We start from the raw sequence: 14,784 nt of genomic DNA, 5'->3' as shown, positions 1-14,784 counted from the left end.
AGAGTGAAAGAATATGAATACTTATAAACTACTAACGCCTGGCCCGTTGACAACTACAAGTACGGTAAAACAGGAAATGCTGCTTGATCGTTGCACATGGGAGCAAGACTATAAAGAAATTACACAAAAAATCAGATCCCAGCTTCTTGAATTCGCATGTGCTACAAAAGAGGAATATACGACTGTACTTATGCAAGGAAGTGGTTCGTTTGTCGTTGAATCGGTACTGACGACTGCCGTTTCAAGAGACGATAAAGTGCTGATTGTAACGAATGGTGCTTATGGCGAACGTATTGTGAAAATGGCTCAGTATATTGGACTTAATTACGTAGAATATAGTGTGGCATACAATGACTATCCGAAGGAAGACGAGATAAGACGTATTTTAATAGACGATCAAGAAATTACGCATATCGCAATGGTTCATTGTGAAACAACGACAGGTATTTTAAATCCGATTGAGATGATTTCGAACTTAGCGAAGGAACAAGGGAAAACACTAATCATTGATGCTATGAGTAGCTTTGGTGGGATGGAGATCAATGTAGCTGAACTTGAAATTGATTATTTAATTAGTAGCGCAAATAAATGCATTCAAGGGGTCCCTGGGTTTGGATTTGTCATCGCAAAAATTGAGAAGCTTGTCGCATGTGAAGGCAATGCACGTAGTTTGTCGCTGGATTTATATGATCAGTGGAAAGAGATGAACAAGGATGGGAAATGGCGTTATACATCCCCAACGCATGTAGTAGCTGCATTCGCAAAAGCGTTGGAAGAATTAGTTGAAGAAGGCGGTATCCCAGCTAGATTTTCCCGGTATCAGCATAATAATCGCTTGTTAAGAGAGCGATTTGAAAAAATAAATATACATGCCTATATCACAGCTGACAAACAATCGCCCATTATTACAACTTTCCTTTTTCCAAATGAACAGTTCGACTTTGAAGCATTCTATTCGTTTATCAAAGACAGAGGTTATGTCATTTATCCAGGTAAGCTGACGAACATAGATACTTTCCGCATTGGCAATATAGGTGAAATCTATGAAGAAGATATAGAGGAATTATGTGTTGGTGTAGAAGAGTATATGAAAGTGGTGGCAAAATGAATAAAGTAGAAGGCGTCATATTGGATTGGGCTGGGACAACAGTAGATTTTGGCTGTTTTGCACCTGTAAATGTATTTGTTGATATCTTTAAAGATGCTGGTATTGACGTGACAATGGGAGAAGCAAGAGAGCCAATGGGGATGCTGAAAATTGATCATATTCGCGCTATGTTGTACATGCCTAGAATAGCAGTATTATGGGAAGAAAAGTATGGGAGATTATTTAACGAACAAGATGTAGAGAATTTGTATGCGAAATTTGTGCCTGCATTGATGGCTTCATTGTCAGCGTACACGGATCCAATTCCCGGAGTTATAGAAACAATGGACGTATTAAGAGGTCGAGGATTGAAAATTGGATCGACAACGGGCTATACAAATACAATGATGGATGTCGTAGTTCCGAATGCGTTGGAGAAGGGGTATTACCCAGACGTCTTTGTGACCCCTGATGACACAAATTCGATTGGAAGACCGTACCCTTATATGATTTATCGGAATATGGAGCAACTTAAACTATCGGCATCATGGAAGGTAGTAAAAGTAGGCGATACGGTTTCAGATATTAAAGAGGGCGTTAATGCGGGTGTTTGGTCAGTTGGCGTCATTATAGGAAGCTCTGAAATGGGACAGGATTTAGACGGATTTACGCGTTTGTCAGAAGCTGATAAAGAAACTGCAATCTCTAAAACAGAAAATTCCTTTATGCAAAATGGTGCGGACTTTACGATTCTAACGATGCGTGAACTTCCCGAGCTCATAGAGCGTATAAATAGTCTTATTTCAGATGGTAAGAGGCCTAATTCAAGATTAGCATTAGCGCTTGCCTAGGGAGAAAAAATAACGTGTGACGCTGGTAATGCGGTTCAGTTGTTAGTACATCAAAAAAAATCGAAACTAATGGCAAGTGCTTAAATTTAACTTGCATAGCGAAAAAATGTAGTAAATACTCTACTCTTCATTGAGATAGGCGTTTTACTACTTTTTTTATTCATATCAGATAGGTAATTTGCGGTTTGAAATGATGCTTGCAATTCAACGCTTGTGCTTGATAATTTTAAGGTGTCAGAAAAATTAGATGTTTTCTTTGGAGTATAGCAGGGAAAAAGAGTACTAGGGATGACTATAGCTATTTTGTGAATGGGTTGTATGCCTGGTTATTAAAAAGAATGGGGTGAATCGGGTATGGAAAAAGTTATTTACATTGTGCGTCATTGTTCGGCAGAAGGGCAGGCGCCCGAAGTGGAATTGACCGCAAAAGGGATATTGCAGGCGGGAAAGCTTGTAGAGTTTTTCGAAGATATCGAAGTGGATCGGATTATTACAAGTCCATTTTCTCGTGCGCGTCAGACGGGCTGGCCTTTAGCGGAGCGTAAGAAGCTACATGTAGAGGTGGATAGTCGGCTTGGAGAGCGTGTACTAAGTTCGAGAGATTTCGAGGATTGGTTGATAAAGCTGGAAGATACATTTTTGGATCTCCATTTAAAATATGAGGGCGGAGAGTCTTCGAATGAAGCGATTTCAAGGGTCTGTGATGTTGTGGATGAACTTCGTGACGGTTCGCGGACAGTTCTTGTGACGCACGGCAATTTAATGGCGCTGTTAGTAATGAGTTACGATGAGCGATTCGGTTTTGAGCACTGGCAGACACTGACGAATCCGGATGTGTATGTTGTTCGAATTAAGGACGAGGACTCGGAAGTAGAAAGAATTTGGAGTACGTACTAAAAACAGGTCGATTGGATGTCGACCTGTTAGGCAGTTAACGCATTGTAAGATTGGTTATAATGACCCCTGCAATAATTACGAGTACTCCGAAAAGGCTGATCCACATGGATTTGTCGGGATTATTCTGTCTGCTGTCTGCTTTGTGCATAAGCTGCTCCTTCTTTCTGTTTATGTCCTTACCTATACTCTTCCCGACCTTGGAACGGAATAACCAGTTTGCTTATGAAATAGGTAAAGGGAAAATCGGCTTACTATATATGTTGAACCTATGAATACATGTATGAATTAAGCGAAGGCGCCTTCTTAGTAGTAGCCAAAGCGTTTTCACTGGACTCCATTGTGCACTTACATATTTGGTGCGCGACGGATAGTGGTGGCGGGGCAGGTGTACAGGCGAACTTGAAGACATTTCAGGAATTAGGTGTGTTTGGTATAACGGCATTGACGGCGTTAACAGCGCAAAATAGATTTGGGTGTCTGCAATACAACCGACTGATCCGACTATTAGTTAAGCGCAAATACAGGGGGTTATTGAAGCATTGAAGAAGGTGCTTATACCCCTTGCGGCTATTGTTACATCTACTATTCCGGAGGCAGAAGTGCTTGCTGGAATGGATAAAAACGGCTGCAGACATAGAGAAAGCAGCGAAACATATAATAGCATTGAGCGCCAGGGCAGTTCTCATTAAAGGGGGCCGTCGGAAAGAAGCGCGATATGCAGAAGATTTGTTCATGGGGGCGGGCAGGCAACCGGGTGCACGTATTCAGCGGCACTGACAGCATTTTCGGCCAAATGGGGAAACGGCGGCGAATGCAGTTGTTTCTGCAAAATGTTTCATCCACGTAGCAATTGAAGATGGATTGGAGATTGGTGGCGGTCATGGTCCGACAAATCATTGGACATATGGACGCCTTGGCAATAAGACAATGGAAGGGGTTGTAGTTTATGGATAAGCAAACAGTTAACTTGTATTTCATCATGGGCACGGTGAATTTGGCGGGACGCGATCCGTTGCATGTCTTAGAAGAGGCGCTTAAAGGCGGCGTTACGAGCTTTCAATTACGTGAAAAAGGGCACGGTGCGTTAACTGGTGCAGAATTGAAGACTTTCGCACGGGCGTGTCAGCAATTATGTGAACAAAATAGTGTACCCTTCATCGTTAATGATGATATAGAGCTTGCGATTGAAATGGGTGCGGATGGTATTCATATCGGGCAGGAAGACGGATATATATCAGTTGTGCGTGACAAGGTCGGTCCAGATATGCTGATTGGTGTTTCTGCGCATAATGTAAAGGAAGCGATGGCGGCAGCTGATGCTGGTGCTGATTATATCGGTCTGGGTCCAGTTTACGAGACGCAGACGAAAACAGATATGCACCCTGTTATTGGAATTGACACAATTAGGGAGGTGGCATCGTTGCTACCTGGATTACCAATTGTTGCGATTGGCGGGATTTCAGAACGCAGAGCTGGCGCTGTCATTAAAGCTGGCGCATCAGGGGTAGCAGTTATTTCCGCAATTTCGGAAGAAAAAGATCCTGGAGAAGCAGCAAGTCGTTTAAAAGGCGCAGTTCTTCTTTCGTTAACAGGTATTGAAATGTAATGTTTAACCATTCGCGAAATACACCACACTTCCAAGTGAGGGGTGTGATGTGCGGATGAAGAAATCATTTGAAATACAAACTGTTTTGCATAAGGCGGATTTGATTTATTTTACATGGAATGATGTCGGAGGAACCTACAACGTCTATAAAGATGGACATCATTTGTATGAAGGAACTGTTTCCGAATTTAGTGACGGTGATTTCAAGCATGCGAAACTATATAATTACGTAATCGAACGTGTTGAAGAGGGTATTGTTGTAGAGGTTATTGCATTGCAAACGTCAGCATTTGCAGAACAGAAAAACAAAGAAAGTCCGCTCCAGTCGCTTGTCATGACAACGATTGTTGCAAAGACGCAAATTGCGTTGTCTTGGGAGGAAATTAAAGATGTCGTTGAATATGACGTTTACCGAAACGGGAAGCATTTGGCAACGGTGGTCGACAATCGTTACATTGACAGGGATTTTTCGTTGGATGAAATCTATACGTATACCATTGAATCTAAGCGTTCGCTTGCGAAGTCAGGAGAACGATTCAACGTGTTTCAATCGGTTGTCTCCACTATTTTTGGGATGTTGAATCCGGTTTCATCGAAGGAAGCAGCAACGATAGAACGGTTTTCGGTGACAAAGGCCATCGCCAAACCGAAGGAGTTGCTGAAGCCTGTTCAAGACAGAGTCCGTCCCCCGAATGTAGATAGATGGGCATTCCGCTACATGACGTTTTTGAAGGATGACTGGGTTTTGAATCCGAATATTTTGTCGCGAAATCGTTATTTTAAAGGAGATGATAGGGGATTCGATTCAAATGGAGCCAGTTATCGTACACGAGTCGACGTCGAACTGGCATATGATCTCGAACGTTCTCCGCTGACGTTTACGAGAGATGTTGGTCAGTCGCTTGTCTGTGACACTTTGAAACGTTTTAGGAAACAAGCAACTGCTTCACACGATGGGATTACATTGAAACGGACAAATCATGGGAAGGAAGAAGCGGGATTCCATCTCATGCATGCTGTTGGCAACCCTCTTACAACGGCACCTGACATCAACTATGAAGTACGGGCAGTTATGCGGCGGGACGGGACATTTGATATGGGGGGCTACCACGATCAGGCGCCTCATCATGAGATTTACCTGATGCGTGGTGATGTAAACGACTGGGTTTCAATTCACCAAGCGGAAAGTAAGGGGCTCGCGTGGATGTCCGAGGTAATTGCGTGGCAGTACTGGCGAATCTCTAATTTTGAATAGTAAATATTAAGCCCTTCTGGTTTCATTATAGGAAGGGTTTTTTGTCTCCGAAAAGGAAAGGCAAAAGTCAGTGCTAATTGCATAGATAACGAATTATTCTTGTCTGTTTTTCGAAGGTGAGAATAGATGAAGCAGATACGCTTTATATACAAGTAGATAGCGCCTTGAATATGTCGAAGGAAAATGGAGAGAATCAATATAACTATTACACAATGGCGTGATTGAATTGTAAGTAAAGATGTTAATTGTTGAGCAAGTCGAGCCACGACTCGGTTGTTGCTGGTATGCCGCTCATTTCCTACATACAATTTTTGTTCTTCAAGCCAACTTATTGACAATGAAAACTCCGCTTGTTATGATTACCTTGAATTCGAGATAAATAACTTTTTACTAATTCGGGGAGAGAATTGATATGACGAGAAAAACAATGGGTATTCATCACATAACTGCAATCGTCGGACATCCACAAGAAAATGTTGATTTTTACGCTGGTGTTCTCGGGTTGCGTCTTGTAAAGCAAACCGTAAACTTCGATGATCCGGGGACGTACCATCTTTACTTTGGTAATGGAAACGGCGCACCGGGTACGATCATTACATTTTTTACATGGGCTAATGCTCGCCAAGGAACAATTGGGGATGGCCAAGTGGGTGTTACGTCGTATGTAGTACCGATGGATGCGATGGATTTCTGGGAAAAGCGTCTTGAGAAATTCAAGATTGCGTTTATCAAATCAAACCGTTTTGGAGAAACGTATTTATCATTTGATGACCCTCATGGTTTGAAAATTGAGATTGTCGAGCGAGAAGATGGGGTAAAGAATGAATGGATGGTCGGTGAAGTAACTGCGGATGTCGCCATAAAAGGTTTCGGCGGCGCAACGCTATTATCTACTCAACCTGAAAAAACGGCTCATCTTCTTGAACATGTCATGGGGCTTGAAAAAATCGGTGAAGAGGGCGAATACATCCGATTTCGCTCGACAGCAGACATTGGCAATATCGTCGATTTGAAGACGACATCATCAGGTCGTGCACAAATGGGTGTCGGCACAGTTCACCATATCGCTTGGCGTGCTGAGGATGATGCGGATCAGCTGGACTGGAAAGCGTTTGTTGAAGCGCATGGTTATGGCGTGACGCCGGTGAAAGACAGGAACTATTTCAATGCGATTTACTTCCGAGAACACGGAAAGATTTTGTTTGAAATTGCAACTGACGTACCAGGCTTTGCACATGACGAGTCTGTGGAAACAATGGGTGAAAGCCTAATGCTCCCAGCGCAATATGAAAAAAATCGCGACCAGCTGGAATCATCTTTGATCCCCTTTGAAGTGCGCGAAATTGATTGATGAGGAGAGGTTTACTATGAAACATATATATAAACCCGGAAAAGATACATCGAAACCGGTGTTGCTTTTGCTTCATGGCACAGGAGGTACGGAACAGGATTTACTGGGACTTGCCGATTTGATAGACCCGGATGCAGGTGTACTGAGTGTTCGGGGAAATGTCCTTGAAAACGGTATGCCGCGTTTCTTCCGTAGATTGGCGGAAGGCGTATTCGATGAGGAGGATTTAATCTTCCGTACGAAAGAATTAAATGCGTTTCTTGATGAATCTGCGAAAGAAAACGGTTTTGACAGGTTGAATGTCATTGCGGTTGGTTATTCTAATGGAGCGAACATCGCGGCAAGTTTGCTGTTCCATTATGCAGAGGCATTGAAAGGAGCAATTCTTCATCACCCAATGGTTCCGAGACGCGGAATCGACTTGCCTAAATTGGCTGGCGTTTCGGTGTTCATTGCCGCAGGGAAAAATGATCCGATGTGTCCTGCAAAAGAGGCGGAAGATTTGGATGAATTGTTGACAGCTGCAGGAGCAGCAACGAAAGTTCATTGGGAAATGAATGGCCATTCGTTGACGCGTACAGAAGTGGATGCGGCGGCGGAATGGTACAAAACGATATTCGAGAAATGAAAAAAGAAGTGGAGCTAAAAAAATGAGTTTTTTAGACAAGTTATTTGGAAAAACAACTAGAACAACAACAGAGGAGACGGTGAAAATGACAAAAACAAAAACAGCAATCGTATATTATAGTTCGGGTGGTACAAACTACCAATTGGCAAAATGGGCAGCTGAGGCAGCTGAAGCAGCGGGTTCTGAAGTAAGACTGATGAAAGTGGCTGAAACAGCTCCACAAGCAGTAATCGATGCAACTCCAGGCTGGAAAGCACATTCTGAAGCAACGAAAAACGTTCCTGTCGCAACGGGTGCAGATCTTGAGTGGGCAGACGCAATCATCTTTAGCGTACCAACACGTTTCGGTAACGTACCTGGACAAATTCAAAGCTTCATCGATACATTGGGTGGTCTTTGGTTCCAAGGTAAACTTGCTGATAAAGCAGTAAGCGCAATGTCTTCTGCACAAAATCCACACGGTGGACAAGAAGCAACAATCCTATCTCTTTACACGACAATGTACCACTGGGGTGCAGTTGTTGCGGCACCAGGTTTCACAGATGCGGTTACATTTGCAGCTGGCGGTAACCCATACGGTACAAGCGTAACAGTTGGACAAGATGGAAAAATTGCTGATAACGAAGCGGCTATTAAAGCAGCAGTTGCACATCAGGCTAGACGTACAGTAAACGTTGGTACAGCATTGAAAAGCATGAACGCATAATTATGAGTGAAGCCGACCTGTAATGGGTCGGTTTTTTTGTGAGTAGAATTGGATTGATCTTAGAATCAATTTCACAATTACTTATTTCATGTATAAAGACGAACGATATAATTCATCTACCAATTCATTGTCCGTCAATTTTACGGACTACTCTCGTTGATTGTAGCGGAAGATGGCGACTTGGCAACCTAAGTTCGCCGCGTCCTGCGGCAACGGTTGCATGACATACATCCTGTAAGCCTCGGGAACAGCGCGAGCTGAAGACCCCGCAGGAGTGAAACGACGAGGAGGCTGAAGCCGTGCCCGCGGAAATCGTCCATCTGAAGCGGAAATCAACATTGTTCGTTTTTCCTGTTTAATAATCCTATTATAAAATTGATTCATTAATCTGTAAAATGACCTATCATATACTGTGCGAAAAACGCAGTGTGTTTAGGCGTCTGGCTAAAATTTTACATGATTAGAAAGAAATGAGTAACATCAATGCAAAAGCCGATCTTGTGAAAAGATCGGCTTTTGCAATTCGTTTATTTAGCCTTTTCCGGCCGTGGCCAGATGAAGTACGAAATAGAAATGATAAAGTCAATTCCGAGAACCAGTGCCCATACTTTCAAGGTGGAGGTTAGTACTTCTGTTCTTGTTGGATCACCGATGAAATAAATCATTGCAACAAGGAAAGCGCCGCCGATCACATAAGCAAGCAGGTGTTGCAATGTGCCTTTCATCGAGTGGCGAGCGTGTTCGAATCCGGCTTTCCGTATCGGTTTTGACCCCGTTTTTTGAATGTAGTATCGAAATCGTTTATCAGCCCAGCGGATCATACTTTTGCCGAACGCGATGGAAGAACCAAGATAAATTGCCGCAATGGCATGCACTTGCGTTGCGGTAGCCCCGTTGTATAAGTCGGTTGCTGTGACGATGAGTAAAATTAAATCGATAACTGGTGTTAAAGCGAGGAAGAAAAAGCCGAGCTTTTCACGTTTGAAAATATAGCGAGTAATGAGCCCGAGAGCAATGACGACCCAGAAACCAATTTCACAGGCAACGATTGTCCAAGCAATGAAATTCATTGGAGCACCTCTTTTTCGTCGAATTGTAATTTTATAGGTTTATCATAGCACACTGATTATATGGCTAACGGTAGCCAGTTTATCACGGCCACACATAAAAAAACGGAAAAGCTGAATTAGCTTTTCCGTTCTTTCAATCAATCAGTTACTTATTCAAATAAGCCCACGCATACTGTGCATATAGTTCTGCGCCAGTAGCTAGCGCATCTTCGTCGATATCGAAGTTGCCGTGGTGATGGGACCACTCCGTATCTTTCTTCGGATTTCCACTACCAACAAGTGCAAAACTGCCAGGTGCTTTATCGAGGAAGAATGAGAAATCTTCTGCGCCCATCGTCGGTTTTTCATCAAACACAACGTCTGGACCGAATGCTTCGGTAGCTACTTGTTGAACAAGGTTTGCACTCTCTGTGTCGTTGATAACTGGTTCTGTTCCGCGGATATACTCAACTTCTGCAGTCGCACCGTACATGTCAGCTACGCTCTTTGCGTATTGTGAAATGCTTTTTTCGATATGATTGCGCGTGTCTTGGTTGAACGTACGAACCGTTCCTTCAATCAAAGCATTCTCAGCAATGATATTGAAACGCGTGCCGACTTCCATTTTACCAACTGTAAGGACAGCGGGATCTTGCGGATCAATTGTCCGTGAAACGACAGTCTGGACATTCATGACGAACGAAGAAGCAACGAGTGCCGCGTCAATACAGTCTTGAGGGATGGCACCGTGTCCGCCTTTACCTGTGAAATGGACTTTGAAAATGTCAGCCGCTGCGAATGAGGGGCCAGGTGTACAAGAAACTTTATGCGTCGGCATTTGTGACCAGATGTGGATACCGAAAACATTGTCCACGCCATCCATGGCACCTTGCTCGACCATTGCTTTTGCGCCTTGTGCAATTTCTTCTGCAGGTTGGAATAACAGGCGCACATTACCCGGTAGTTCATCTTTCACTTCGGATAATGCTTTTGCAGCGATTAGCAACATCGAAGTGTGTGCATCATGGCCGCATGCATGCATTTTTCCTTCAATCTTGGAAGCGTAGGGTACATGCGTGTTTAATTGTTCAACAGAGAGTGCATCCATATCGCCGCGCAGTGCAACTGTTTTACCGCCCGTAGCACCTTTAATGTCAGCGATGACACCAGTAGGTTCTGTCTTGCGGTAAGAAATACCGAGTGCATCTAAATAAGCGCAAACGAACGCAGTGGTTTTTACTTCTTCAAAAGACAGCTCTGGTTCGCTGTGTAATTTGCGTCGCAGTGCAGTCAGCTCATCACTATAGTTTGTGATAGCTTCTTTTATTTTGTGATGGATCATAATGGTTTAGCCTCCGTTAATTTTTTCACAGCTTCATAGATAATAGTCGTGCCGTCAGCAAGGTGACCTGCATCCGACCATTCTTCTGGACAATGACTTAGCCCGTCCTTGCTTGGGATGAACACCATTCCGCATGCCGTATAATCTGAAAACACCATTGCATCGTGGCCTGCTCCGCTATTAATCGAACAGTATGGAATTGCAAGAAGGTCACTCGCATCTTTTAATAAAGAACGGATGCCGCTATCCATTTCTTTCGGCTCGATATAGAGTTGTTGGTCAATGGATGTGCGAACTCCGTTGCTATTTTGTTGCGCAATCACTTCTTCCACTTTACGTATCGCATTCAGCACATGCGCTTCTTTACCTGAACGAATATCGACGCTGAAGACAACTTTGTCTGGGATAACATTTGCTCCGTTCGGGAAGACGTTTAACTGACCTATTGTAATGACGGTACCTTCGCCTTCGCCGCTTGCAATACCTGGTAGTGAAACAATGATTTGAGCCGCGGAAACGAGTGCATCGGAGCGTCGATCCATTGGTGTTGTGCCTGCATGTCCGGCTTGACCTTGTACGGTTACTTCCAATTGTGTCAGTCCAACAATTGCTTCAACGACACCAATTTGAATATTCTTCTCCTCGAGAATCGGGCCTTGTTCGATGTGTAGCTCAAGGAATGCTTTGATTGATTTCGGCTCCCGTTTTTTCTCATTTGCTGGGTTGACCCAGATATCCGTCATCGCATCTACTGCTAAAATGCCATCTTTATCAGCAAGCGTTTTAAAATCTTCTTCTGTCAATATACCCATCATCCCACGTGAGCCCATTAGACCGCCGCCAAAACGGGAGCCTTCTTCCTCAACGAGTGCAATGACTTCAAGTGGGTAGGCTGGCTTAAGATTATTCTCTTTGAACAAAGCAGCGACCTCTAATCCGACTACAACTCCGGCAGCGCCGTCATAGGCTCCACCATTTGGAACAGAGTCAAAGTGAGAGCCAACGATGACGGAAGGGGCGTCGGGTAAAGTACCTTCAAGTTTGCCGAATATATTACCAAAACCGTCTTCTGTAACTGTTAGACCGTACTCCGTCATTTCATTTTTAATGTAATTCCGGGCCTGTAAATCTTCTTGGCTATACGTCAGCCGCGTTACACCCGCACCAGGCGTAGCTGTAAATCGGCTCAACAATTCGATATGTTGTTCAATCCGTTGTCGATTGGCTGTCATACCTATACCCCCTCGTTTGATTAGCGATCATTACAGGAATCCGACGAAGAAGCCTGCAAGGATAACTGAAACCATTGTGACACTTATAAATCCACCGACGAGCATTGGCGGTAACATATGACTCGTCAATGCATCTCTTTCTTTCTCATCTTCCGTTAATGAATTGATGACTTCATTGGTAATAATGTAGTCTGCTGGGAATCCGTATAATGCAGTTAACGAAACAGCAAACGCCATCTCTTTACTTACTTTCAGCACTTTCCCTATGAAAAACGAGAAGATGTACATGCCGATGACGCCCAATACGATACAGCCAACAAGTGGATACAGGATTTCCATCATCATGGAAGGTGTAGCATTTTTCAAACCGTCAAAGATGAACAGCATAAGTGCCATCATTGCTAATCCGAAACCGTTCGCTTTTTGAAGCACTTGACGCTCCAAGAATCCAATGCTTGTTGCAATGATTCCGAACAACAAGCACAGCACATAAGGACTGACTGTTAGAATTGGCGCTAGTAATGTTGATACGAGATAGGCAAGGAAGCCGACGAATGCGAGTCGGAAAAATTTGAAGTAATCTGTATTAAATTTGTCCGGCATCCACTTAAATAGCTTAAGTTCGCGTGGTTCAGAGACGGTTGCTTGAGTACCACCATTTATCACTTTCAGTTCGCCTTTGCGGTATTTTTCAAGAAGCATTTTTCCTTCTTTTTTGAGAACAATTGACGTAAGGGGATAACCCGCGAAGCCTTGCATCACGTAAATGACAATCGCAAAGACAGCCAATGTTGCGAGTCCGGCGTTGGCAGCACCTTCGGACATGATCAATGCAGATACAACACCACCAACGAGAGGCGGAATTGCAACGATGATTGTTTCAATACCAAATAGCAATGTACCGATGCCGAATAAAGCAACGACAATCCCTAGAATTCCGGCAAGGGAAATTAAAATGGTTTTCCATTGTTCTTTCAGTTGTTGAAGTGATAACAATGTACCCATATTGGTGATGAGTAAATAAATCATCATTGACGCGACAGTAGGCGGTACGCCGGCAAGCGAAACAATATCTTGCGGGAAAAACGTCCAATAGCCTAGCAAGAAGAGGACGGCACAGACGAAAACCGATGGAATCCATGCCTTCGTCCTGACCGAGATAACATCTCCTATATATAAAATAGCGACTAAAATAACTAAAGCTAACATTTGTGACATAGTATTCAACCCTTTCAGACAATATGGAATTTTAAATAGAATAGCATAAAGATCTGTCGAATAATAGCGAAATTTACATATTGCATATAATATATCGCAATGAAAATAAGTGAAAGCGCTTTCTAGGAAGTTGTTGCAAACCTACTATATGAGTAGGTGGGACTTATGTGAAATGAATAAAATTATTATTAATTGCGAACGTATTAACACCTGAATCAATTTCACAATTACTAATTTTTGGGGAAAAGACGAACAATATAATTCATCTATCTATTCATTGTCGGTCAATATTTCGGACTAATCTCGTTGATTGTAGCGGAAAGCGTCCACCTGAAGCGGAAATCAACATTGTTCGGATTTTATAGTTAATATCCCTTTTTTGAAATTGATTCACCTATATAAATTAAGCGATGGTGGAAGCTTGAAGATTGATAGCGCAGCATATTCAAAGGTTTTTTATTCGATCAACTGCATAAATGAATCAAAAGAAACCCCCATCAAAGCAGTATCTAACATTCTGCATTGATGGGGGTTCGGATTTCTAGATAAGCAACTTATTCTGTTAGTAACGTATTATTGATTTTATAGTCTGCTTTTGCTTCATCTAGCCATTCGATATACTCTGTTTGTAATCCTTCTTCAAATAATAACGCTTTGACTTCTTCTTTACTATCTTCTAAGACAGCCTCTTTTGCGGCTTTTTTATCAGTTACCTTAATAATATGATAACCGTGTTCTGTTTTCACAGGATCGCTAATTGTATCAACTTTCATTGAAAATGCTGCTTCTTCAAATTCGGCTACCATTTTCCCTCTTGAGAAAAGGCCTAATTCTCCACCATTTGCTGCGCTGGCTGTATCCGATGAGTATTCTTTTGCAAGAGCAGCGAAATCTTCCCCAGCTGCAAGTTTCTTCGCAACTTTTTTCGCTGTAGCTTCATCTTCAACTAAAATATGACTTGCTTCAACTTGTTCTTCCTGGTTAAAAGAATCTTTGTTTTCTTCGAAGTAGGTCTTGATTTCCTCGTCAGTTATATCGATACGCGGTTCAATCACTTTTCGAATCGATAAATAGTCATTAATATTTTCTTTGAATTGCTTTTCTGTCATTCCATTCTGTTCCAATGCAGCAGCAAAGGCCTCTTCACCACCTGAACTTTTAACGTACGTTGCAAATTCCGCTTCTATCTCTTTATCAGAAACAGTGATTTTGTCTTTTTTTAATTCAAGTTCAATAACTTTTTCGTCAATCATTGAAGTAAGTGCTTCTTGTCCGGCCGATTGAACGAGGACCTCATATAATTCATCTTTTGTTATTTTTTCATCACCGATAGTCGCCACTGTTTCATTTGTTGCTTCTGCATTACTTGAACAGCCTGTTGTTATTGTTAAAATAGCTGAAAGTAGGCCAACTGTTGCTAGTGTAGAAAACCTTTTTTTACGCAATTTTAATTCCTCCAATGTTTGATATAAACCCATCTTACATGGGAAATATGAACAAACTATTAACGAATTTGAAGATCCTCAAAAAAAGCTGCTACGCATAATTCGTAGCAGCTTTTA

13 protein-coding genes and 1 pseudogene are annotated in these 14,784 nt (G+C 42.6%); 9 read left to right on the top strand and 5 right to left on the bottom strand.

All coding sequences use genetic code 11. The annotated features are described in order from the left end of the window. The first annotated feature begins 13 nt into the window (after nt 1-13). The 9 genes and pseudogenes from phnW to wrbA all read left to right on the top strand — a co-directional run bounded on the left by phnW (nt 14) and on the right by wrbA (nt 8,381). Complete coding sequence (phnW, locus tag FQ087_RS16950; RefSeq protein WP_149581769.1) at nt 14-1,108, top strand: 2-aminoethylphosphonate--pyruvate transaminase; 1,095 nt, start codon at nt 14-16, stop codon at nt 1,106-1,108. Further along, complete coding sequence (gene phnX / locus FQ087_RS16945) at nt 1,105-1,938, top strand: phosphonoacetaldehyde hydrolase (protein WP_149581768.1); 834 nt, start codon at nt 1,105-1,107, stop codon at nt 1,936-1,938. The genes phnW and phnX overlap by 4 nt, the downstream gene beginning before the upstream one ends. Before the next feature lie 354 nt (nt 1,939-2,292). Next, nucleotides 2,293-2,835 carry a histidine phosphatase family protein gene (locus tag FQ087_RS16940; protein ID WP_149581767.1) on the top strand — a complete coding sequence of 181 codons (543 nt, stop codon included), beginning with the start codon at nt 2,293-2,295 and terminating at the stop codon, nt 2,833-2,835. 276 nt (nt 2,836-3,111) lie between these two features. Continuing rightward, nucleotides 3,112-3,789, top strand: a pseudogene (locus tag FQ087_RS23380) (bifunctional hydroxymethylpyrimidine kinase/phosphomethylpyrimidine kinase). After that, nucleotides 3,782-4,441, top strand: a complete 660-nt coding sequence (thiE, locus tag FQ087_RS16930; protein ID WP_149581766.1) for a thiamine phosphate synthase — start codon at nt 3,782-3,784, stop codon at nt 4,439-4,441. The pseudogene FQ087_RS23380 and the gene thiE overlap by 8 nt, the downstream one beginning before the upstream one ends. 55 nt (nt 4,442-4,496) lie before the next feature. Continuing rightward, on the top strand, nt 4,497-5,696 hold the full coding sequence (locus FQ087_RS16925) for a DUF3238 domain-containing protein (RefSeq protein WP_149581765.1): 1,200 nt from the start codon (nt 4,497-4,499) through the stop codon (nt 5,694-5,696). A 412-nt stretch (nt 5,697-6,108) separates the two neighbouring features. Then, entirely contained in the window at nt 6,109-7,047 is a 939-nt protein-coding gene (locus FQ087_RS16920) for a ring-cleaving dioxygenase (protein ID WP_149581764.1), read from the top strand. Nucleotides 7,048-7,063: 16 nt separating this feature from the next. Then, the gene (locus FQ087_RS16915; RefSeq protein ID WP_149581763.1) at nt 7,064-7,675 is read left to right on the top strand and encodes an alpha/beta hydrolase; all 612 of its coding nucleotides are present in this window, start codon (nt 7,064-7,066) and stop codon (nt 7,673-7,675) included. Nucleotides 7,676-7,697: 22 nt separating this feature from the next. Beyond that, nucleotides 7,698-8,381: an NAD(P)H:quinone oxidoreductase gene (gene wrbA / locus FQ087_RS16910; protein ID WP_149581762.1), complete on the top strand. Its 684-nt coding sequence runs from the start codon at nt 7,698-7,700 to the stop codon at nt 8,379-8,381. A gap of 527 nt (nt 8,382-8,908) precedes the next feature. On the opposite strand, the gene FQ087_RS16905 is transcribed toward wrbA, so the two are convergent. The 5 genes from FQ087_RS16905 to FQ087_RS16885 all read right to left on the bottom strand — a co-directional run bounded on the left by FQ087_RS16905 (nt 8,909) and on the right by FQ087_RS16885 (nt 14,667). Continuing rightward, nucleotides 8,909-9,451: a hypothetical protein gene (locus FQ087_RS16905; protein ID WP_149581761.1), complete on the bottom strand. Its 543-nt coding sequence runs from the start codon at nt 9,449-9,451 to the stop codon at nt 8,909-8,911. 145 nt (nt 9,452-9,596) lie between these two features. Further along, on the bottom strand, nt 9,597-10,772 hold the full coding sequence (locus tag FQ087_RS16900) for a M20 metallopeptidase family protein (protein ID WP_149581760.1): 1,176 nt from the start codon (nt 10,770-10,772) through the stop codon (nt 9,597-9,599). Then, nucleotides 10,769-12,004 (bottom strand): Zn-dependent hydrolase, encoded by a 1,236-nt coding sequence (locus FQ087_RS16895; RefSeq protein ID WP_149581759.1) that lies wholly within the window; start codon nt 12,002-12,004, stop codon nt 10,769-10,771. The genes FQ087_RS16900 and FQ087_RS16895 overlap by 4 nt, the downstream gene beginning before the upstream one ends. Before the next feature lie 30 nt (nt 12,005-12,034). Beyond that, nucleotides 12,035-13,222 carry a hypothetical protein gene (locus FQ087_RS16890; RefSeq protein WP_149581758.1) on the bottom strand — a complete coding sequence of 396 codons (1,188 nt, stop codon included), beginning with the start codon at nt 13,220-13,222 and terminating at the stop codon, nt 12,035-12,037. Nucleotides 13,223-13,776: 554 nt separating this feature from the next. After that, the gene (locus FQ087_RS16885) at nt 13,777-14,667 is read right to left on the bottom strand and encodes a peptidylprolyl isomerase (RefSeq protein ID WP_255452409.1); all 891 of its coding nucleotides are present in this window, start codon (nt 14,665-14,667) and stop codon (nt 13,777-13,779) included. Between the last annotated feature and the right edge of the window lie 117 nt (nt 14,668-14,784).

The organism is Sporosarcina sp. ANT_H38 (assembly GCF_008369195.1).
In the GTDB taxonomy this organism is placed as follows: Bacteria; Bacillota; Bacilli; order Bacillales_A; family Planococcaceae; genus Sporosarcina.
This window is presented reverse-complemented; position numbering and strand designations above follow the sequence as displayed.